Below are 20,863 nucleotides of genomic sequence, written 5' to 3'. Positions count from 1 at the left end.
ATTAAACCTTTTGCACGAAGGTACGACCCAACAAACCTTGCGGTCGCACCAATAGCATCAGAAATAGAATGCCAAAGGCGGCTGCATCTTTGTACGCCGAGTAGTCAGAGGGGACAAACGCTTCTACTAAGCCAATAACTACCCCCCCTAACACAGCTCCAGGGATACTGCCTAGTCCACCCAGCACAATCACCGCTAATCCTTTGAGGCCAAAGCCAATACCAAAGTAAGGCCCCGCAATACCAACGCTAGAGCCAACTAACGTTCCTGCCAAACCACCTAGAAAGCTACTGACGAAAAAGGTCAAGACAATAAAGCGATCGGTATTGATGCCGAGCAGACTGGCAGTTGTGGGGTCTTCTGCCACAGCTTTCATCGCTTTGCCGAACTTAGTGCGGTTAATCAAAAAGGTTAAAATCCCCAAGATCACCACAGAAACAGCAAAAATGATCACCTGTACGGTGCGAATCATGATTGGTTGGGCGACAGTGCCAAAGTTAATGGCTGCTGGCAAATCGCCATAGGTATTGTTGGGAAAGGTATAAATCTCTGCCCCCACTAGATACTGAATCAAGTTCACAATTACCACTGCTACACCCAAGCTGGAAACCACGGTGAGTAGCGGATCAGCGCGGCGTTGGCGCAACGGTTGAAAGGCAATTCGCTCGACAGCTACACCGACCAAACCTGCTAAACCACTGCCCAATACCAAGGCTAAAGCAAACGGCAGTTGCACCGGGAGAGAGGCATTCGCTAGCAAGCCGTTAAAACCAAACGCTCCGCCCATGAGCGTGTAGGTGAAGTAAGCTCCGAGGGTGAAAATAGCACCGTGGGCAAAGTTAATAATGCCTAAGATCGAGAAGACTAGGGTATAGCCCAAAGCAAAAATGGCATAAACACTGCCGATCGATAAGCCATTCAAGAACTGCTGAAAAAATAGAGTAAAACTCATCAATTTCTCTGCGAGCTAAGCCTACTTGAGAAACACAAACTTGCCACTATCACGATCGCCTTCCATTTTGATCTGGGCGACATAGAACTCCTTCTGCACCACTTCACCCTCTGGAGTGAACGCAATCTCGCCTAAAGGAGTCGCATATTGCCCCCGCAAAATCTCCTGATTTAACGCTGTCCGAAGCTCAGCGATCGCTCCTGGATTGGATTTAGCCTTGTCTCCCATTTTTTGTAGGGCTTCGACAAAAACTTGCACTCCTGCAAAAGCTTGAGCGCTGAACTGAGGCGGCTCCTTCTTGTATTGAGCTTGATAAGCCTTGCGGAAAGCTGCATTCACTTCACCAGGATGCTCTGGGCTATACGCTTGAGCAATTAAAATGCCATCACAGAGCGCTTTGCAAACCGGGAAAATGTTAGAGGTGTTCAGGCCATTGCCGCCAATAATTGCGCCTTTGTAACCCAGTTCCCGCAACTGCCGCACCAAGTTACCGCCGTCCGCAGCCAACCCAGAAATAATTACCAATTCCGGTTTGAGATTGAGCGTATTTGTGACTTGGGTTTGAAAGTCGGTATCTGTGGTTTGAAACTTCTGGACTGTAACCAGATCAAGGTTTTGGTCTTTTACCGTCTGCTGAAAGGTTTCAGTTTCCGATTTACTAAAAGCATCGTTTTGAGCATAAAAAACTGCTACCTTCTTGATGCCAGGATTCAGTTTTAGCGCCGCTTTGACTGCGTTTGGAGCTACCACCGCCACCGGAGCGGAAACTCTGGCAACGTACTCTCCAATCTGCGGCACACCTTTCGCAGTATTAGAAGGGCCAAGGACAGGAACTTTCGCTCGGTCTGCGACTGGATCGGCTCCAAAGGCTTGCTGAGACAAAGTTGGCCCAACAATGCCGACTACTTTGTCTCTAGTAATCAAAGTTTGAAACGCATTAATCGCCCCTGCTTCATCTCCAGCGGTGTCCTGAAACACGAGTTTGATTGGGGTACCGTTGATACCACCTTTTTCATTGAAATATTTCTCGGCAATCTTAGCTCCTGCCACTTGCTCTTGCCCTAACAAAGCCACGTTGCTAGTTTGGGCTACGGCAATGCCAATGGAAATCGGCGTACCTGTACTGGATGTGGTGGTATTAGTTGTATTGTTGGCGGCTGTGTTATTGGAATTGGGACTACAAGCTCCCAGAAATAAAGCTCCAGTAACTAATAGAGAAGATGTATAAGCGGAAAACTTTTTCATGGCTGGACGGCGTGGGAATTTAGCGCTGATTCAAGAGCCAGTTGGGTGAATTGCTTAATTGCAGGCTCGGTATGGACCCAAAGGGTTGGTAATTTCTTTATCATCCCATGAGCGTGTGATCAAGCGGTATCGACCTAGATGCTCGGCGAAAACCTCACCACATCTTGCTCTGCCAACCGAAACTTGCTTGACTCTGCATTCGCGATCGCCCAGGTGCAGCCGCTTAAATTAATCTGAAAAGAATTAGAATTATTTTTATAAATTAAACCGTGCTTGGTAAAATCTTTGAAATTATCAATTACTTATTAGTTAAGGATTAATTTTAGACAGTGATTCAGAAGAATTTCAACGCTAAAGTCTAGCTGAGGTCTAGATGAATATTTCGGAACAACTCAGCCATCAACGAGTTAAACATATCGTCAATAGTTATCAATTGCATCTTGAGCCAAGCGACTTAATTGATGACTTTGAAGATTACTTAGCAGATCTCCTACGAGTTTATCCAGCACCCCTGATTGAATTAGCGCTGGTGGAGACGTTAGTAGACAGTTGGTTAACTGTCCCTCTCGTTAGAGGATTTCAATTCCTATTGCAAGCGCATCAGAAGCTTAAGACTTGGGAACAGCAGCCCATTGTGAGCACGATTACACCAGAGCAGTTTCAGCAAATTGCTGGCCTAGATCCTAGCCCGATCTTCGGTCCCACTCGGCCCACACGGATGCAACCTACTGTATATCCTTCTTAAAGCGCTCTAAATTCGCAATCTCATCAAACTTATTTCCTCAAACGCGCCTTAGTATTGCGCCTGAGCGATCGCGATGATGCCACAAACCTTAATCCCTTGCGATCGCAGGGTTTGGGCGGCTGACTGTACTGTTGCTCCAGTCGTGTAAATGTCATCGAGTAGCAACACAGGGCGATCGCGAGAGCCTCGCCATACAGATTGATTCAGCGCAAAAGCCGCTGCCAAGTTCTGCTCTCTAGCGACTTGAGACAAACCAAATTGAGCTTCTGTGGCTCGAATTCGCACTAAACCTTGCCGCTGCAATGACAAACCTGTTTGCTCACAAAAGCTCTGGGCTAAGAGTTCGGCTTGGTTATACCCACGTTGTTTTAGTTTGGCGGTGTGAAGTGGAATGGGCACCACAACGGGTAAGGGTGCCGCCGAAGTGGGATGAACGAGATGTTTTGGTCCTTGCTTGAGCCAAGCTTGCCCTAACCATTGCCCTAAAGGCTGCGCGACTTGGGGGTGGTAGTCGTACTTCAAGCCCGCTAGCACCCGTTTGAGCGTGCCGCCATATTTGCCCCAAGCAAACACCGGGAGTTGCCCCTGCCACTGCGCCGCTGGAGCTGGCAAAGCACAGCGTTGGAGCTGGCGATCGCAGTCGAGGCAAAAGGTAGCGGCAGTCGAGCGCTGACACAACGGGCAAGGAGACTCCAGGATTACATTCAGCCAAGCTTTCAACGGATGAGTCCAGTGGCGCATCAACAAACCCAGTGCAGTTATGGAGTAGATCAGTTTGTTCAGTTCTCTCTAGCCAGTTTGCTCTATTCAATTTGTAGAGAAACCTTGCTTCCTTAGACTACACAGCTCGCCTCAAGATCTATCTGTAGACAGAGCGGGATCAAGTGGAAAAGGTTCTTGGAGTCGTTGCTGAATTTAGCTCAATCAGTCTTGATAGAAAGGCTATGTCCTTGAACCCAGAATTGGGTTTTGGGCACCCTGCTCTGTGCTGGGTATGCAGGTCTGTTGACGCTGAGCTATTTGATTGCTCTATTTGCTCTATTTACAGTGAAGGCTGGTTGATGACGGTGAGGTACACGGCTCTACAACATTACGGTATCGCTGCATTTACGGTGGCGATCGCCTTGGTCTTCACCTGCTTACTGCAACCCTTACTGAGTCATACCCCAGCCCTACTATTTTTTATTGCAATTGTTGTCAACACTTGGTACAGCGGTGTAGGCCCAGGGTTTGCGGCTGGTTTTCTATCGGCATTGGCCTTTGAGTTTTTCATCAATCTCCCCTTGTTCCAGTTCAACTTTACTGAAACAGATCTGCTGCGCCTTGGTGCTGGGATTGCCGCAGTGGTGGTGACAAACTTGCTCCACCACAGGCTTTGGGTGGCAAAGCGACAAGCTCATTTGCGAGGTCTGAAGCTCTGGGAAAGCCGAGAACAACTCAGTTTGGCGATCGAAGCCGCCCAAATGGGCAATTGGGATTGGGACATCCGTACCGGTAAAGTTAGCTGGTCACGCCAACAAGAGCGGTTATTTGGCCTGCCCGAGGACTCCTTTCCGGGTACCGTGAGCGCCTTTCTAGCTTGTGTGCACCCAGACGATCGCGATCGCCTAGCCCAATCTTTTAAGGTAGCGCAAGCCTCTAGAGCTGACTATAGCGAAGAGTTTCGGATTATTTGGCCCGATGGCACGCTGCATTGGATCGTCAGTCGGGGGCGGTTTCTGCAAAATGAGATTAGTCAACCGATCCGAATGTTCGGGACTGTTCTAGATATTACGGAACGTAAGCAAGCAGAGGAGGTGCTGCGCCAATCTCACGACGAATTGGAACGGTTGGTGGAGGAACGCACTTTAGCGCTCACCCAAGCCAATGTGATTTTGCACCAGGAGATTGCAGAACGCCAGCAGGCCCAGGAAGCTTTGTATCGGCGAGAGCAAGAATCTAAAGCCCTCTTGGATAACACCCCGGATGTAATTATTCGCTGCGATCGCGCCTTTCGCTATGTCTATGTCAATCCAGCCGTAGAGCGTATCACCGGATTCCCCGCCGCTTTCTTCTTAGGCCACACGAGTCAAGAACATGGTTTGCCAGAGTCGTTCTGTCAAGCTTGGGACAGCAGCATGGAGCAAATGTTTGCCACAGGAAAAGAGCAGACGGTGGAATTCAAAGCTCCTAGCCTGCAAGGATGGCGCACTTATCAATCACGGGTGGTACCCGAGTTGGATGCTGAAGGAAACGTGCAGTATGCCTTGATCGTCAGCCGCGACATTACCGCCCTCAAGCAAGCGGAAGCCGAACGGGTACAGTTGATCCAAGCCCAGGCTGCACGCGCAGAAGCGGAAGCCGCCCAACAACGCGCCGCTTTTTTGGCTCAAGTGAGTGCTCAACTCGCGACTTCCTTGGAGTCTGAAGTGGCCTTGCAAGCGCTCGCTCAGGTTATCGTGCCCAACTTGGCAGACTACTGCCTGATTTATGTCCGAGATGAAAGTTCAGACCTAATTCGTCGCGTGGCTGCGGCTCATGTTGATCCGACGCAGACCGAGCAATTACTAGCCTTCAATCAAAACTATCCTCTGCATCTGCAAGCCCAGGTGCCCGTGGCTGAGGCGATCCGGACCGGAAAAGCGTTTTGTCAGGCGGAGATCGCGGAGACATTTTTTCGGGAATTTCCCACCAGTTCCGGGCATATCACTGCGATCGAAAATTTGGCCACGCGGTCTTTTACGATTCAGCCGCTCCGGGGTAGCGATCGCATTTTGGGCGCTATTTTACTAGCTACAACTGTCTCAGATCGGCGATATGGACCCGACGAAAGAGTGTTGGTGGAAGAAGTCGCGCACCGAGCCGCGATCGCACTGGACAACGTGCGGTTATACCAGAAAGCTCAGCAAGCCAGAGCCGCCAGTGAAGCTGCCCGCCGCACCGCCGAAGCCGCCAATCGCATGAAAGATGAGTTTTTGGCTACCCTGTCCCACGAGCTTCGCACTCCCCTCAATTCGATTTTGGGCTGGTCCCGCTTGCTCACGCAGCGTCAGATGGATGCCACTACCACCACACGCGCCTTAGAAACCATTGAGCGCAACGCTAAGTTGCAAGCCCAACTCATAGAAGACATTTTGGATGTTTCGCGGATTATTCGGGGCCAGTTGCGGCTCAATCTCTGCCCTACCGATTTAGTGACAGTGATTCAAGCGGCGATCGATGCGGCGCGCCCGGCGGCTGAAGCTAAGTCACTCCAAGTCACCTGCGCTTGTACTTCTCCCCGGTATCGAGTCACGGTTGATCCAGACCGGATTCAGCAAGTGGTATGGAATTTGCTCTCCAATGCCGTCAAGTTTACGCCGTCTGGAGGGCGAGTCGAGGTGCAGATGGAGCAGGTCCAGGCTTTGGGCAACTCCAACCTAGATCCCAATGGCTCTCTGGGTGAGGCTCAAGTAGAAATTCGGGTCAGTGATACGGGCTTAGGCGTGGCACCAGAATTTCTGCCCCATGTCTTTGAGCGCTTCCGCCAAGCCGACAGCACCACGACACGATCGCAAGGCGGGTTAGGGCTTGGTTTGGCGATCGTGCGTCACTTGGTTGAGTTGCATGGAGGTACAGTCCAAGCTACAAGTCCGGGGGAAGGCCAAGGCGCTACTTTTAGTGTGCGGCTCCCGCTCGTTACTAGGGCAGAACCCACTCAAGTACACAGTGTTGCGGAGTTGGGTGCCGTGGCTACAGACCCAGGGCCAACCCTAGAGGGGATGCAGATTTTGTTGGTGGATGATGAAGTAGATATTAGAGAGTTATTCACGGTTGTTTTAGAAGCCCAAGGCGCTAAAGTCACTGCCGTGGCTGCGGTCGCAGAAGCCCTGGCTGTACTGCAACATTGCCAACCCGATGTGCTCGTCAGTGATATTGCGATGCCAGAGCGGGACGGCCATGAGTTGATTCAACAGGTGCGGGCCGATGCCAGGATTTGTCATATTCCGGCGATCGCCTTAACGGCCTACGCTGGCGAAGCAGCACAACAACGCTCTCTTACGGCTGGATTTCAGGTGCATTTGTCCAAGCCTGTAGAACCGATGGCCCTGACTCACGCGATCGCAACCTTAGTGAAATCTAGCCCTAAGGTCAGCTTCTGACAGTAACCTATGTCCAAGATTTTGCATCGTCGCCTCACGGTCTACTTCGTCTTTGGCCTCGCTGTTTTGGCGATCAATGTGGGAGTGTCGTACTACCATATCCTGCAACTGATCCGAAACAATGCCTCGGTCACTCATTCCCAAGAAGTGATTATCACCTTGGAGAGAATGCTTTCGACCTTGAAAGATGCCGAAACTGGACAACGAGGCTATCTCTTGACCGGGGCAACCCGCTATTTGCAGCCTTATAACAGTGCGATCGCTCAAATAAATCAGCGAGTGGAGCAGTTGCAATCCTTGACTAGGGACAACGCGAACCAGCAAGGTCGCCTCGCCTTCTTAAAACCCGTAATCAACCAGAAGTTAACCGAACTCGACCAAACGATTCAATTGGGCCAGCAGAACAAGCTGGAAGCGGCTCGGCGCATTGTGTTGTCCAATCGAGGCAAACAACTGATGGATCAAATCCGCCTCACGGTTGCTGATATGCAGCAAGAGGAAGCAGACCTGTTAGCGCTGCGATCGCAGCAGTCCCGCGACAGCATCCGCCAGACCACGCTCGCCCTATCGCTAATTGCCATTCTGACCTTGCTGCTACTGGTGGGGTTTTATGCACTTATCACTCGTGACCTAACACGGCGCAAACGCGCAGAAGCCGCTCTGCAACGCTCGGCTCAACGCTTAGCCATCCTGCATGATATTGATCGCGCCATTCTAGAAGCACACTCATCGCTAGAAATTGCTCAATCGGCGATCGCTCGTCTGTGCTACCTAGTACCTTGCCGACAAGCCTTGCTGTTGCGCTACGACTTTGAAGCGGGCGAAGCGCAGATTTTAGGGAATAGCAGCAACGGAAAAGTTTCTCGGTTGGCAGTTGGCACCCGCCTACCCCTGGCATCCGTTTTACCTAATATCGAGCCATCTTCACCCTTGACTTTATCTAATCCGCCTCATGCCGCTGAGGCGCTAGAAGCAACTTGCCCTACCAATCTTCTGCCTGAGCCTACGGGCGAACATGAAACCTGTTTGATGTTGCGGCTCAAAAGCGAAAGCACCTTGGTAGGAGAGCTGAGGTTGCTGGGTGCTCATGTGGCCACACTAACCCCTGAGCAGCGAGAAATCAGTCAGGAAGTCGCCAATCAACTGGCGATCGCGCTGGAGCAAGCCCAATTGCGAGAACAACTCCAGCAAAATGCCACGGAGCTAGAGAATCGGGTTTTAGAGCGCACCGCCCAACTCCAAGCAGCCAACACCGAGTTAGAGGCGTTTGGGTACTCGGTTTCTCATGACCTACGGGCACCCCTGAGAGCCATGCAAGGGTTTACACAAGCCTTGCTGGAAGATTATCAGGAAGCTCTAGATGAGGTTGGCCAGGACTACGCGCATCGCATCAGCAAAGCCGCTCAGCGCATGGACACGTTGATTGAAGATTTGCTGGCGTACAGTCGCTTGAGCCGCGCTGAGTTGCAGCTGCAACCGATCGATTTAACTGCTTTAGTCAGCGAGATTTTGGTGCAGCTAGACTTAGAAATCCGGCAACGCCACGCCCAAATTACGGTTGTGCCCCCGCTCCTCAGCGTCATGGGTCATCGCGTTACTCTGGTGCAAGTCCTGACCAACTTGCTGATGAATGCGCTGAAGTTCGTGGGGGCGGGAGTGCAACCCCAAATTAAAATTTGGGCAGAGACGCAACCCGATGGCGTGCGGCTGTGGGTGCAAGATAACGGCATCAGCATCGCGCCGCAACATCAAGAACGCATTTTTCGGGTCTTTGAGCGGTTGCATGGCACTGAAGCTTATCCTGGCACTGGCATCGGTTTAGCGATCGTGCGTAAGGGGGTAGAACGCATGGGTGGTCGGGTCGGAGTTGAGTCTTGCCCTACCCAAGGCAGTCAGTTTTGGCTAGAGTTACCACAAGCCCAGAGCTAGACCAAGCTAGAGTTACAAGAGACAGAGACGGAGAGAGCGATATGATTTCAAGCACGTCAGGATCAGTTTTATTGGTGGAAGATGATCCAAATGACGTTTTACTCATTCAACGAGCCTTTACTAAAGCGAACCTCCCGGCTCCGATGCAGGTGCTAGACAATGGCGAAGCCGCTGTACTGTATTTGTCTGGCCAAGACCCTTATCGCGATCGCCATCAGCATCCCTTACCTAGTCTCGTGTTGCTCGACTTAAAACTTCCCTGCCGTTCTGGGCATGAAGTGCTAGCGTGGTTACGACAACAGCCTGAGCTAAAGCGTCTTCCCGTAATCGTGCTGACCTCCTCCCAAGAAATGGGCGATGTGAATCGGGCTTACGATTTGGGCGCAAACTCTTACTTAGTCAAGCCAGTGGCCTTCAACGCTTTATTAGACATTGTGAAAACGCTCGATCTCTATTGGATGAATCTCAATCAAGCTCCCACGCTGGCCCACGATTGAGCCTTGATGCCATCCCAGATGCGGTTTAGGATGCAAGTTAAAGCGATCGCGGCAATTGTATCCAGACCCGACTTGCAGTAACTTTTCTCTGGCGCAGCTTAAAGTGGATGTTCAGTTGGCAATGCTATGGCAAGGATTTTGATTATCGATGACAATCCTGATGATCGCCTCCTAGTAAAGCGGGAGTTGCACCGAGAGTTCCAGGACGTGGAGCTTCAGGAAGTTGCTACTGCGGCGCAATTTACCCAAGCTCTCGCTACAGATACGTTTGACTTAGTCGTCACTGACTACCAGCTAGGTTGGAACAATGGGGTGGCGATCGCCCAAGCTATTAAAGCCCGTTATCCCGACTGTCCGGTGATTATGTTCACCAACAGCGGTAACGAAGAAGTGGCGGTGGCAGCGATGAAGGCTGGGGTAGAAGACTACATCCTCAAGTCTCCTAAACACACCTTTCGTTTAGCGATCGCCGTCCGCTCTGCTCTAGAACATGCGATCGAGCGCCGCAAATCAGCTCAGTTACAACAACAACTCCAATCCTTGCTGGTGCGGCTGAATGTGGGTGTGTTTCGAGCGAGTGCAGATGGACATTTGCTGGAAAGCAATAGCGCTTTTCAAAAAATCCTAAAATTACCGCAGACTACCGCTGCCCTAAGGCTGAATTGGCAAGAACTGTTTTGCCACCATGCCGACTACTTAGAATTTCAACAATGGTTGCAAGCCAGTAGCCGCTACTACGAGCGCGAAGTGCAGCTCTGTAGCCAGGGTAGTCGCATTTGGGCTTTGCTCAGCGCCATCTTGAGCCAATCAGCCGATGGTAAAACCTTTATTGATGGCTTGTTAGAAGACATTACTCCCTACAAACAAGCCGCGATCGTTTTAGAAGAAACGAATCAAACCTTACAAGCGCTGATCCAAGCTTCTCCGCTCGGCATCACCATGCTGGACCCCGAAGGCCGAGTCCAGCTTTGGAACCCTGCCGCTGAAAAGATTTTTGGTTGGTCTGCGTCAGAAGTGCTGGGTCAACCTCTCCCTAGTATTCCTGTCGATAAACAGGCAGAATTTTTACAAAATTTACAGACGACTTTAGCGGGCCAACTGCTCAGCGGATTTGAAACTTATCGCCAGCGCAAAGATGGGACGTCGATCTTTATTGACTTATGGACGGCGGTGCTACGAGACGACAAGGGGCAGCCCAACAGCGTTGTGTCGCTGATGTCAGATGTATCTGAGCGTAAGCGTGCCGAGGTGGAGCGGCTGAAGCTGCTAGAGCGAGAACAAACGGCTCGAGCGGCGGCGGAAGCTGCGGAACAGCGATTTCGCGATTTGGTGAATGGACTCGACGCGATCGTGTGGGAAGCCGAAGCTAAAACTTGGCAGTTTACCTTTGTCAGCCAGCAAGCAGAGACGATGCTGGGCTATCCGATCGATCGCTGGCTGGAAGACGCAACTTTCTGGCCCAGCTTAATTCACCCAGACGATCGCGATCGCGTCCACCAGATCTGCAAAACAGCGGCGACCACCTGCCAAAACCAAGATTTTGAGTACCGGGCGATCGCGGCGGATGGTCGAGTGATTTGGTTACGGGACATTGTCTACGTCGTCACCGATGCGTCCGGTCAAGCTCAGCAACTCCGGGGCGTGATGGTAGAAACCACCGAGCGCAGGCGGGCGGTGAGCGCTTTGCAGTTTTTGGCCGAAGCCAGCACTGTATTAGTGTCTTCGCTCGACTACGAAGCCACGCTTACCAGTATGGCGCAGCTCACCATTCCTACCTTGGCCGACTTCTGTACCATTGATATGGTGGAGGAGGGAGAAACGCTGCGGCGCTTAGCGATCGCTCACAGAGACTCGGCGCAAGCTCAAATGATGCAAGAGCAGTTGCAGCAGTACCCGCCCAATTTGACCAAGCCGCACCCTGCTTTCACTGCTTTACGCACTGGCAAGTCTGTGCTGATCCCGGAAATTTCCCCTGGGTTTTTGGCTGAAATTGCCCAGGATGCCAAGCACTTAGCTGTGTTACAGCGCTTAGCAGGCCGCTCTCTCATGTGCGTCCCTCTCGTAGCTCGCGAACGAGTGTTAGGGGTTATTTCCTTAATTCGAGTGGACTCTACGCGACCCTACCAATCAGCCGACTTAAACTTAGCAGAAGATTTAGCCCGTCGGGCGAGCGCCGCTGTAGACAATGCCCAACTCTACCAGGCAACCCAAACGGCTAATCGCATGAAGGACGAATTTCTCGCCATCGTATCTCACGAGTTGCGATCGCCCCTCAATGCCATTCTGGGCTGGTCCCGCCTATTGCGAAATCGCAATTTTGATCCTGCTACTACCGAGCGCGCCCTAGAAACCATTGAGCGCAATGCCAAGCTGCAAACCCAATTAATTGAAGACTTGCTCGATGTCTCCCGAGTGATGCGGGGCCAGATAAAGCTGCAAATGCGGCAACTCGACTTGGTGCCAGTGGTTGAAGCGGCCTTCGACGCTGCCCGCCCTTTACTCGAAGCCAAATCGATGCAACTGCAACTCATTTTTGACCAACCTAATAGCTTCATCTTGGGCGATAGCGATCGCTTGCAGCAGGTGATTTGGAATTTACTGTCCAATGCGATCAAGTTCACGCCTCCAGCAGGGCACATCACGATGCATCTGCGTCACTGCGAAACCACTGTAGAAATTGAAATCGCTGATACGGGGCAAGGTATTAGTCCGATGTTTCTCCCCCATGTCTTTGACCATTTTCGTCAAGCCGACAGTACGACAACTCGCTCTTTCGGCGGTTTGGGTCTAGGACTCGCGATCGTGCGGCATTTAGTCGAGCTACATGGGGGCCAAGTGAAAGCAGCCAGCCCAGGTATAGGCCAAGGTGCTACGTTTACCGTCCGCTTACCTCGGAGCTTGGGTCCTATCCCAGAGACTGTTCTACCTTCAGTCACGTTGGTAGGACCCGCCATAGCCCTCCCATCTACGTCCAATCTGAATAACTTACGCATTTTGGTGGTGGATGATGATGCCGATACCAGAGAATTTTTGATGACTGCTTTAATGCAGCAAGGGGCTGAGGTAAAAGCCGTTGGTTCTAGCCCAGCGGCCTTAGCCATGCGGCAGCAGTGGCAACCTCAAGTGTTAGTCAGCGACATTGGCATGCCTGGTGAAGATGGCTACGTTTTAATCCGACAGTGGCGCGCGGCAGAAGCAACCCAAGGTCGCAATATCCCAGCGATCGCCTTGACTGCCTATGCCCAAGCAGAAGATCGCCAACAAGCTCTAGCCGCCGGATTTCAGCACCACTTATCCAAGCCTGTAAACTTGGCCGAGTTAATTAATTTGATTGTTAGCTTAGTCAGCTAACTGAATGAGTCAGCTAAGTCGGTTAAATAGCAGCCAGGTCTTTAATCATTGCAAGGAAGATCCGGGGAAAGACAGCCACTAGATTAAGATTGAAAGATTATTTTCAGCCCAGCGCCGCCTGTGCCTAGCCTGTACTGGTTGAATCAAATTCAACATACGAATCCTTTGTGGTTTGGAAATCAAGCCTTCTATCTCGGTCATCTGCTTCAGAGTGGCTACCCTGTGCTATCCGGTTTAGTGGTACCAGCCCAGACCTTTCAAGAATTTATCGAATCTATTCAGTGGCGGGAGCCATTTGCTGATCTTCCGAGTTCTTCATTGCATCTGAACGTTGATCATCCTCAACAATTGCAGGCGATCGCCCAGCACATCCGTCATGAGATTACGACCACTCCCTTACCAGAGCTGTGGCTAGAAAACTTAAGCGAAGCGGCCTCCCAACTGCAAGCCACCACCCTGATTTTGCAACCTTCGTTGGCCCTGAAGCCACCCGCCGACAATCTCTTCGCCCTAGAAGCTGCCGAGATCTTTGAGCCGCAAATTTGCTCTGCTAAACCAGAAGCCTTAGCAGTCGGGTTAAAAAAAGTTTGGGCAGAGTTGTTTCGAGCCAAAAGTTTGCTGTACTGGCAGCGAGCCGAAATTCCTTTAGAGCAAATTTGCTTAGCCGTGTTGATTCACCCAGTCTTGCCCGCGATCGCCGCAGGAGTGGTGAAGGTTGAGGATAATCTTGTTTCGATTCAGTCTACTTGGGGTCTAGAAACTGCGATCGCCTGGGGTGAAGTGACTCCAGACTCTTACGAGGTAGATGCGCTCCAAGGCAATGTGCAAGCTCAAACCTTGGGTAGCAAAACCTGCGCCCATACCTTGCCCCAAGCCCCCGATTTCTTACCGTTCTTAAAGGACATTAGCCAGCCTGCTTTTCAACATCCCGATGGCTGCTTGCAGGTTCACCTACTCACAGAAGCGCAGCAAAACCGATACGCCCTGCCTCCAGCCACGCTGCAACAACTGATTCGGATCGCGCAACAACTCAAAGCTGACTTTAGCGCTACCTTCACCTTCAAGTGGATGTGGATGCAGGCAGATATAGAGTCTCCCCCGGAGCTGTATCTCACCCAAGTTAACTTACCAATTTCAGAACTTCAACAACCAGACCAGATCGCTCCATCATGGCTGCGGAAGACTGTACCCACAGAACCCCAGCTGATTCTCAGAGGATTGGCGGCGGCTAGTGGCCAAGCGATCGCCGAAGCAGTCGTGATTACTGATGCCCACTTACCTGAGCACATCCCACCCGGTCGGATTTTAGTCACCACCACACTCACCCCAGATTGGTTTTCATGCTTGCAGCAAGCCGCTGGTTTGGTGGCTGAGCAAGGTGGCATGACCAGTCACGGCGCTATTTTGGCGCGGGAGCTAGGATTACCAGCGATTGTGGGTGCGGCGCAGGCAACTCGCATTATTCAGGCAGGGGAAACAGTGCTATTGGATGGCACGCAGGGAGAGATTTATCGGATTGCCGATTTCCGAACCACTCATTACCAACGACAACCGCCCCTGACTCAGCCTAAGCCAAAAACCACGCTGCCTGCCGATGCTGACTCGATCAATCGCTCTGGTCAAGATAGCCCTGTTTCGTCTCCTAGTTCGTCTCCTAATTCTCGCTGGAGCGATCGCCCCCTACCCGCGATCGCCACGCAACTATTGGTCAACCTGAGCCAACTTCGTTTCATCGACCAAGTTAAAACTTTGCCCGTAGATGGCATTGGGTTAATTCGCTCAGAACTGATGCTGTTAGAGGTTCTAGAACATCAACATCCCAATCTATGGTTGCAGCAGGGACGGCAGCAAGAATTTATAGATCGAATTGCTAGTCAGGTGAGCCAGTTTGCGAAAGCTTTCGCTCCCCGTCCAGTGTTTTACCGGGCACTCGATTTGCGCTCTCATGAATTCCAAGCGCTAGAAGGCGGCAGATTGCTACCCGTCGAAACCAACCCCATGTTGGGACTGCGGGGCACATTTAGCTATCTTGTCGACTCCGCCTTATTCGAGCTAGAACTCACAGCCCTTGCGGAGGTGCAACAAGCGGGTTACAGCAACGTGCATTTATTACTGCCTTTTGTCCGCACAGTAGAAGAGTTTAGCTTTTGTCGGCAGCGGGTAGAACAAGCTGGGTTGATACAGCAAGCAGAGTTTCAGCTGTGGATCATGGCAGAGGTGCCATCGGTACTATTTTTGCTGCCAGATTATGTGAAGGCTGGGGTCCAAGGCATTTCGATTGGCACCAATGATTTAACCCAACTTTTGCTAGGAGCCGATCGCGACCAACCAGAACTCGCTGCCGTCTTCAATGAACGCCATCCAGCCGTGTTACGAGCGATCGCCCAACTGATTCAGCTGGCTCAAGCCGCCGGGATTCCCTGCTCTATTTGTGGTCAAGCGCCCGCCCAATCTCCAGAATTGATTGATCACTTAGTCCGTTGGGGCATCAACTCGATTTCTGTCGATGCCGAGGCAGTTGAGCGCACTTATCACGCGATCGCCCGTGCGGAACACAAGGTCCTGTTAGCAGCAGCACGGCGACAACTTGACTTAGCTCCTTAAATAGGGTGACTAGGCCTAAGACTATAGTTTGATGACAGTATCCTAGACTACAAGCTAGAGTGTTTTAACCAAAATTTAATCTCAGCTTAAAGTAGTCAATGTCTGAGCTGATTCTGCGATTTTTTATCGGGGGACTCTTCGTCTCCGGTTTTGCTGTTATTAGCGATGTGCTGCGACCTAAAAGCTTCGCTGGGCTATTTGGTGCGGCTCCTTCTGTGGCTTTAGCAACCTTAAGTATCGCCTTTGCCAACAATGGCATGACTTATGTACAGACAGCAGCGCAAGCCATGATTGCCGGGGCGATCGCCTTGTTCTTCTACAGTCTGTTAGTCACATGGTTGCTATTGAGCCAAAGAATTAAAGCTTGGGTGGCGGCTGTGGCAGCTTGGCTATTGTGGCTAACCGTTGCTTATGGATTGTGGACAGTCAGCTTTACTTAGGATGACTGAGGAAAAGTATGGGCATCAAGGTTGATCTTTCTAAGCTGAAACAAATGCGTTGGTCAGACTATGCTATCCGGTTTGTGTTTGGCGGGCTAGTCACTATGCTCACCGGAGTTTTGGCCTATCGCTATGGTCCCAGTATTGGCGGATTGTTTATGGCTTTTCCCGCCGTTTTACCTGCGAGTATCACCCTCATTGAAAAACACGAAAACATAGATGCTGCTGGAGCCGATACCGCAGGTGCAGCTTTAGGCAGCATTGGTCTGGTTACCTTTGCGATCGCCGTTTGGTACTTTGTTGATCGCTGGTCAGCATCGGTAGTTTTGATCGCTGCAACACTCATCTGGTTGGTCGTAGCAATTACTCTCTGGCTGGTGTCTACGGCCATTTCCAAATCGTTAAAACCTAAGACTGATCAGCGCTAAAAATTATTTAAAGTGATTGGCTGTAGGGGGAACGGCCGTTCGCCCCTACGAATATTTGGTAAATAGAATTTAGAGAATTGGTATTACTTAACCAAATATAAAAAACTCCCTACTCGGCAAATGTTGCTAGCTAGGGAGATATTAGTAATTCATCTTATCCAACATTTCCTAGGTCCAGGAATTGTTTTAGCGAACCTCAGTTCCCTGATTCGGGCCACCAATCACTTCCACCGGAGCGCCTGGATCTTCGGGTTCGGCACCGGAGCTAGGATCAGAATCAGAGCGCTGACTAGTCATCCGATACCGCTCATCTAAGGGTGTATCTCCCTCATCTGTGGTGGGTACATGAGTTTGGGTGCCCGGATTATCTTCAGGATCAAAGCGATCGTTTTCTGGTCTGTTATCACGAGGATCAGTTGTCATATTTACACTCTCTTAAATAAAGACCTTATGTCACAAGATTAGTCCTTAGCTTTGCAAAGGTTTTCTATCATTGGGTATGAGTGCCCCTATGACTAATTCGAGAGGAAATCTGAACTAAAAATAATCTGTTTCGGTATAACTGATTACAATTCGGCTTCACGGTCCAGATTAGCGGGGTTTACCCGAAATATAGCCAGTTTGCCGCAGAAAACGGCGTAATTCGGTAAAGTACTGCTGGCGATCGGGTCCTTTGTAAGCTTTTTGGACTTTTTGCCAGCCATCTTGTCCTTGCCCAAGCAAGTATTTATCAGCTAAGTAGGCAGCCAGCGCCCCTTTCCCATACTCCACACCATCATTCTGGCGTTCGATAAAGGTTTGCCACCAGAAATAGGCATCGTTATGAATGAGCTTGGGGTACTGGCGAGTTACATCCACCATTTTGCCTTGCCGATATTGCCAGATCTGGAGTGGGTAGCCAGAGGCAGCGTAGCTACCAAAAGCATAAGCAAAGGCATCATTGCGCCCATTAAATTCTGGTACTCCGTTCTTGTCTAGGTCTTGCAACTGGTAACCACCATTGCCCCACTCAAAGCGATCGGCGCTGTATGTCTGGGTTTTGGGGTTGTAACGGTAGATCAGCGAGTAGGTGCAACAGTGCGCTCCACCTGTAAACAGATCGATCAACACTTCTGGCTCTTGGTTGCCATCTAAGTCACGCACTTGAAAGGCGGCCTGAGCGTTTTCCTTGGCCCAATCTGTCCCTAAAGCCACTAGAGGCCAATTCCCTTCACTATCTGGCAAGGGTTGATCAAGCAGTGTTTTTCCATCACGGGTGATTTTTAGGCGTAGGTCATTAAACTGATTAAATTCCGTGTTGGCTTTTTGGTAAGCAAGTTCTGCTTTCACGTTGCCTGCTTGAGCCGTTTTGCTGGTAGCCGTGGCGGGAACTGGCAGCAAGATAATGCTGAGCAGAGCTAACCAGACTAATCCTGGACTCACACCAGCATTGAGCAAGTTCTTCATCGTTTTAGTTTTGCCGCCTAATTTGAGTAATCTGCTAGAAGCAGGTAAAATTCTTCACCCTATAGGATTCCCAGGATTCACAGCTATAGCAATGGACAGCAACTGCCAGCCTCTGCCAGCCTTAGGAGTTTGGTGCTTAGCCGGGAATATCGGGAATATAGAGAGGGCGATCGCTCCCACAACTTCAATGACCGCAGATTCAATTCAGCATCTAAACCTATGCCGCAATCTGACTTCATTGCCTTGCCAGCCACCTCCTCACCACCCATCATCGGATTACTTCCTGCGGGCGGTCAGGCAACGCGGATTTCACCGCTTCCGCTCAGCAAGGAGTTATATCCGATTGGGTTTCAAGCGGTAGCATCCGGAAGAAGTGTGCGGCCCAAAGTGGTGAGCCAATATTTGCTAGAGCGGTTGCAGCAAGCGGGGATCGCTCAGGCTTATTTCATTCTGCGGTCTGGTAAGTGGGACATTCCCGCTTATTTTGGTGATGGCTCAATGCTACAGATGCACTTGGGCTACTTACTCATGGGGTTGCCCTATGGAGTACCTTATACCCTGGACCAAGCTTACCCGTTTATCCAAAACGCGATTGTGGCGCTGGGGTTTCCAGATATTCTGTTTTGGCCCGAAGATGCGTTTACTCATTTGTTACGACGGCAGGCCCAAACGCAAGCTGATGTAGTTTTGGGCTTGTTTCCTACCGACCAACCCCAGAAGGCAGGCATGGTTAGTTTTGACTCATCCGGGCGAGTGCATCTGATTATTGAGAAACCGAGCCAAACCACTTTGCAATATATGTGGGCGATCGCGGTCTGGAATCCAACTTTCACCCAGTTTCTCCATGACTACCTCAAGGAAATCGAAGCAGCCAAGGCCCAAAATTTAGGACCCCGATCGCCCCAAGAACTCGCGATCGGGGATGTGATTCAAGCGGGAATTACAGCAGGGTTACGAGTCGAAGCAGAGGTGTTTGAGGCAGGGGTATACCTCGACATTGGCACCCCCGAAAATCTGGTTAAAGCGGTGCAGGATTACGCACGCTTAGATCCTGAGATTGGTTTAGCTCCGGAAGTTTGAACTAGCTGGACCCAGGATCAGCTTCAGAGGTCGATTCAAAGGTTCTACGATAGCGCTTCCGCAAAATCAGGCCCAACGTCACCTCCTTCATCAGCCAGTACAAGCCAGTAATAACGATGAATGTGACGAACATTACGAGGGCAGGACGCTTAGCTACTAAATCATCTACGACTTTGTCTGCTACGGAGTCTAGGCGTGTGACTAAATCCCAACTGTTAAAACGCAAGAATCGCCCTAGGTAGATGCCGAGCGCACTCAACGCATGCAGAACCAATTCTGCCCAAAGCACATAGCGATGCCGTTGTCGTTGGTTGAGGTAATGGCCCAAGTTGATCAGCGATAGGACATAAGCTTGAAAGCCCGCCAGAATAAACAAGATATACTGCGGTACTAGGACGAGAGTGACAATCCACTCGGAAAATCCTTCGCGAATGTCGTAAATCAGATGAATGATGTCAGTCAGAACGTACGGAGCATTGGGTAGAAAGGCGACAAATACCACCAAACCCAACCACCAAAGAATGGAGGGCTGCCGACTTCTACGAAATAGCCAAACGCTCAATCCTAACGGGATAAGAGCTAGGAATAAGTTCCAAGCCATCCAATCACTGTTACGGTGTAAAACCTTGCCAGCAAACAGAATCCAGTTGAGCAGTTCTGCTTTCATAAGCATTCAATCAAGAACGAATCAGCAGCGATAACCTGCCCTGAAATGCACCATCAGGGGCGATCGCTTCTTCATACTAGCCGCAGGTTTTCACTCACCGTCAAGATAAAGCCTAAAATGGAAGTAGGTTTGCGTCATCCAACTCAGCTTCAGGGGCAAACGCTTTTAGAACCCGGTCCAAATTAAGTCGCATCGGATAAATTTCAGACATTGGGGAACTAAAAACCTAAAGTTTAACGTCAAGCAAGAAAGCTCCTGATAACGCTACGTAATCGGTGGATGAAGTACTAAGCAAATCCTACCTGTGGTGTCGGGGAGCGGTTGATTTCTAACTCCTAAAAAAATCCCTCAAAAATCGCCCAATTAACGGGTTGGATTCTTGAGGGATTTTCTTTAGAAAGCTTGAAGGGTAACTCTTGAGCAATGAAATACTAAAGCAGGCGGGCCAGCAAATCGAAGCATAGTTTAGGCGATCGCTGGCCTTGCAATCAATATTCAATCCTTAACCTAATGAGCGAACGATTAGCGGAGGTAGTTGGCTTCGGCTTCCAACATGCGAACTAGATTTTCGTCTCCGTTGGCTCTAGCAACTTCTAGGCGGTGTTGCAGGCTTCTCTGGATGTTTTCCCGATGAGCTTGTACGGTTCTGGTTGCGGCTTCCCGATGATTTTTGTTCATGGCGGACTGTTTTTTCTGCTTGATTATGCTTTTAACTGATCTCTAAGTTAACATTCCCGGCTCACAGTCTGTAACGTCCATTACCAAAAATTTAAGATCGCCTTGTGAAATTATGCCCATGTCTCTGCCTCAGCGACCCTCGATTGCTCGCGATCGCTATGCCCAATTGCCCCGACAAGATTTGGTGGTTTGTGCCAGTTTGGTGCAGAATCCCGCTAACCTAGGTGGGCTGTGTCGCACTGCGGAGGCGTTTCGAGTGGGGTCGGTGGTGGTGGCTGATTTAGCCCTGACCCAGAATTTGGCGTTTAGGAATTTGGCTGTTTCAGCTCACCATTGGCAACCCTTAGAAACTTGTTCGATTTCGGCTTTGCCTGCTTGGATTGCAGCTCAACAGCAAGCGGGTTATTCTGCGATCGCGCTGGATTTAAGGGCTGATGCGGTGCCTTTGTCTGGGTTCAGTTTTCCTAGGCGATCGGTTTTGGTGTTGGGGCGTGAGCTGACGGGGATTCCAGCGGAGATTGCAAATCTTTGTGATCTGGCGATCGCGATTCCTCAGTTTGGCATGGTGGAGTCTTTGAATGTGCAGACTGCGGCGGCGATCGCGATGTATGAGTATGGGCGGCAGTATCCTTTATCTGAGTTGAGTTAATGAACCGAACCATCGGGGGCACTCGCCCCCG

Annotated in this window: 17 protein-coding genes; 10 read left to right on the top strand and 7 right to left on the bottom strand. The window is 50.6% G+C overall.

Translation table 11 applies throughout. The features are described 5' to 3' along the window. Window position 1: 1 nt before the first annotated feature. Both H6F68_RS20955 and H6F68_RS20950 read right to left on the bottom strand, forming a co-directional pair. Window positions 2-952 (bottom strand): branched-chain amino acid ABC transporter permease, encoded by a 951-nt coding sequence (locus tag H6F68_RS20955; protein ID WP_190431913.1) that lies wholly within the window; start codon window positions 950-952, stop codon window positions 2-4. Window positions 953-973: 21 nt separating this feature from the next. After that, on the bottom strand, window positions 974-2,197 hold the full coding sequence (locus H6F68_RS20950) for an ABC transporter substrate-binding protein (protein WP_190561998.1): 1,224 nt from the start codon (window positions 2,195-2,197) through the stop codon (window positions 974-976). A 373-nt stretch (window positions 2,198-2,570) separates the two neighbouring features. Here H6F68_RS20950 and H6F68_RS20945 point away from each other — a divergent pair, with 373 nt between their 5' ends. Beyond that, entirely contained in the window at window positions 2,571-2,942 is a 372-nt protein-coding gene (locus H6F68_RS20945) for a hypothetical protein (protein WP_190561996.1), read from the top strand. Window positions 2,943-2,990: 48 nt separating this feature from the next. Here H6F68_RS20945 and H6F68_RS20940 read toward each other — a convergent pair whose 3' ends face one another. Beyond that, window positions 2,991-3,683 (bottom strand): ComF family protein, encoded by a 693-nt coding sequence (locus H6F68_RS20940; RefSeq protein ID WP_190561994.1) that lies wholly within the window; start codon window positions 3,681-3,683, stop codon window positions 2,991-2,993. A gap of 320 nt (window positions 3,684-4,003) precedes the next feature. Here H6F68_RS20940 and H6F68_RS20935 point away from each other — a divergent pair, with 320 nt between their 5' ends. From H6F68_RS20935 to H6F68_RS20905, 7 genes are all read left to right on the top strand, one after another. Next, window positions 4,004-7,063 (top strand): ATP-binding protein, encoded by a 3,060-nt coding sequence (locus H6F68_RS20935; RefSeq protein ID WP_190561992.1) that lies wholly within the window; start codon window positions 4,004-4,006, stop codon window positions 7,061-7,063. A gap of 9 nt (window positions 7,064-7,072) precedes the next feature. Continuing rightward, the gene (locus H6F68_RS20930; RefSeq protein WP_199300217.1) at window positions 7,073-8,992 is read left to right on the top strand and encodes a CHASE3 domain-containing protein; all 1,920 of its coding nucleotides are present in this window, start codon (window positions 7,073-7,075) and stop codon (window positions 8,990-8,992) included. Window positions 8,993-9,033: 41 nt separating this feature from the next. Beyond that, complete coding sequence (locus H6F68_RS20925) at window positions 9,034-9,489, top strand: response regulator (protein ID WP_190561990.1); 456 nt, start codon at window positions 9,034-9,036, stop codon at window positions 9,487-9,489. 126 nt (window positions 9,490-9,615) lie between these two features. Next, complete coding sequence (locus H6F68_RS20920) at window positions 9,616-12,840, top strand: response regulator (protein WP_190561988.1); 3,225 nt, start codon at window positions 9,616-9,618, stop codon at window positions 12,838-12,840. 120 nt (window positions 12,841-12,960) lie between these two features. Further along, window positions 12,961-15,444, top strand: a complete 2,484-nt coding sequence (locus tag H6F68_RS20915; RefSeq protein WP_190561986.1) for a putative PEP-binding protein — start codon at window positions 12,961-12,963, stop codon at window positions 15,442-15,444. Window positions 15,445-15,542: 98 nt separating this feature from the next. Then, entirely contained in the window at window positions 15,543-15,884 is a 342-nt protein-coding gene (locus H6F68_RS20910; RefSeq protein ID WP_190431928.1) for a DUF3147 family protein, read from the top strand. A 17-nt stretch (window positions 15,885-15,901) separates the two neighbouring features. Beyond that, a complete protein-coding gene (locus H6F68_RS20905) occupies window positions 15,902-16,312 on the top strand; it encodes a DUF3147 family protein (protein ID WP_190561984.1) in 411 nt (136 codons plus the stop codon). Window positions 16,313-16,498: 186 nt separating this feature from the next. On the opposite strand, the gene H6F68_RS20900 is transcribed toward H6F68_RS20905, so the two are convergent. Further along, a complete protein-coding gene (locus H6F68_RS20900) occupies window positions 16,499-16,735 on the bottom strand; it encodes a hypothetical protein (RefSeq protein ID WP_190431930.1) in 237 nt (78 codons plus the stop codon). Between the two features lie 168 nt (window positions 16,736-16,903). Continuing rightward, window positions 16,904-17,758, bottom strand: coding sequence for a hypothetical protein (locus H6F68_RS20895; RefSeq protein ID WP_190561982.1), 855 nt, complete (start codon window positions 17,756-17,758; stop codon window positions 16,904-16,906). 219 nt (window positions 17,759-17,977) lie between these two features. Between H6F68_RS20895 and H6F68_RS20890 the strand changes: the two genes are divergently transcribed. Then, window positions 17,978-18,838 carry a sugar phosphate nucleotidyltransferase gene (locus tag H6F68_RS20890; protein WP_190561980.1) on the top strand — a complete coding sequence of 287 codons (861 nt, stop codon included), beginning with the start codon at window positions 17,978-17,980 and terminating at the stop codon, window positions 18,836-18,838. Window position 18,839: 1 nt separating this feature from the next. On the opposite strand, the gene H6F68_RS20885 is transcribed toward H6F68_RS20890, so the two are convergent. Both H6F68_RS20885 and H6F68_RS20880 read right to left on the bottom strand, forming a co-directional pair. Beyond that, complete coding sequence (locus H6F68_RS20885; protein ID WP_190561978.1) at window positions 18,840-19,505, bottom strand: DUF1361 domain-containing protein; 666 nt, start codon at window positions 19,503-19,505, stop codon at window positions 18,840-18,842. 522 nt (window positions 19,506-20,027) lie between these two features. Then, on the bottom strand, window positions 20,028-20,183 hold the full coding sequence (locus H6F68_RS20880) for a hypothetical protein (protein ID WP_190441166.1): 156 nt from the start codon (window positions 20,181-20,183) through the stop codon (window positions 20,028-20,030). A 118-nt stretch (window positions 20,184-20,301) separates the two neighbouring features. Between H6F68_RS20880 and H6F68_RS20875 the strand changes: the two genes are divergently transcribed. Continuing rightward, complete coding sequence (locus H6F68_RS20875) at window positions 20,302-20,832, top strand: RNA methyltransferase (RefSeq protein ID WP_190561976.1); 531 nt, start codon at window positions 20,302-20,304, stop codon at window positions 20,830-20,832. Window positions 20,833-20,863 lie beyond the last annotated feature (31 nt).

It is taken from the genome of Trichocoleus sp. FACHB-262, assembly GCF_014696035.1.
Classification (GTDB): Bacteria; Cyanobacteriota; Cyanobacteriia; order FACHB-46; family FACHB-46; genus Trichocoleus.
Note: the sequence above shows the minus strand (reverse complement) of the source record. Positions and strands in the feature narration are given on the sequence as shown.

Excerpts from the sequence above, each read along its gene's own strand:
- H6F68_RS20955 (WP_190431913.1), bottom strand. The coding sequence starts at position 952 with ATGAGTTTTACTCTATTTTTTCAGCAGTTCTTGAATGGCTTATCGATC.
- H6F68_RS20950 (WP_190561998.1), bottom strand. The coding sequence starts at position 2,197 with ATGAAAAAGTTTTCCGCTTATACATCTTCTCTATTAGTTACTGGAGCT.
- H6F68_RS20945 (WP_190561996.1), top strand. The coding sequence starts at position 2,571 with ATGAATATTTCGGAACAACTCAGCCATCAACGAGTTAAACATATCGTC.
- H6F68_RS20940 (WP_190561994.1), bottom strand. The coding sequence starts at position 3,683 with ATGCGCCACTGGACTCATCCGTTGAAAGCTTGGCTGAATGTAATCCTG.
- H6F68_RS20935 (WP_190561992.1), top strand. The coding sequence starts at position 4,004 with ATGACGGTGAGGTACACGGCTCTACAACATTACGGTATCGCTGCATTT.
- H6F68_RS20930 (WP_199300217.1), top strand. The coding sequence starts at position 7,073 with ATGTCCAAGATTTTGCATCGTCGCCTCACGGTCTACTTCGTCTTTGGC.
- H6F68_RS20925 (WP_190561990.1), top strand. The coding sequence starts at position 9,034 with ATGATTTCAAGCACGTCAGGATCAGTTTTATTGGTGGAAGATGATCCA.
- H6F68_RS20920 (WP_190561988.1), top strand. The coding sequence starts at position 9,616 with ATGGCAAGGATTTTGATTATCGATGACAATCCTGATGATCGCCTCCTA.
- H6F68_RS20910 (WP_190431928.1), top strand. The coding sequence starts at position 15,543 with ATGTCTGAGCTGATTCTGCGATTTTTTATCGGGGGACTCTTCGTCTCC.
- H6F68_RS20905 (WP_190561984.1), top strand. The coding sequence starts at position 15,902 with ATGGGCATCAAGGTTGATCTTTCTAAGCTGAAACAAATGCGTTGGTCA.
- H6F68_RS20900 (WP_190431930.1), bottom strand. The coding sequence starts at position 16,735 with ATGACAACTGATCCTCGTGATAACAGACCAGAAAACGATCGCTTTGAT.
- H6F68_RS20895 (WP_190561982.1), bottom strand. The coding sequence starts at position 17,758 with ATGAAGAACTTGCTCAATGCTGGTGTGAGTCCAGGATTAGTCTGGTTA.
- H6F68_RS20890 (WP_190561980.1), top strand. The coding sequence starts at position 17,978 with ATGCCGCAATCTGACTTCATTGCCTTGCCAGCCACCTCCTCACCACCC.
- H6F68_RS20885 (WP_190561978.1), bottom strand. The coding sequence starts at position 19,505 with ATGAAAGCAGAACTGCTCAACTGGATTCTGTTTGCTGGCAAGGTTTTA.
- H6F68_RS20880 (WP_190441166.1), bottom strand. The coding sequence starts at position 20,183 with ATGAACAAAAATCATCGGGAAGCCGCAACCAGAACCGTACAAGCTCAT.
- H6F68_RS20875 (WP_190561976.1), top strand. The coding sequence starts at position 20,302 with ATGTCTCTGCCTCAGCGACCCTCGATTGCTCGCGATCGCTATGCCCAA.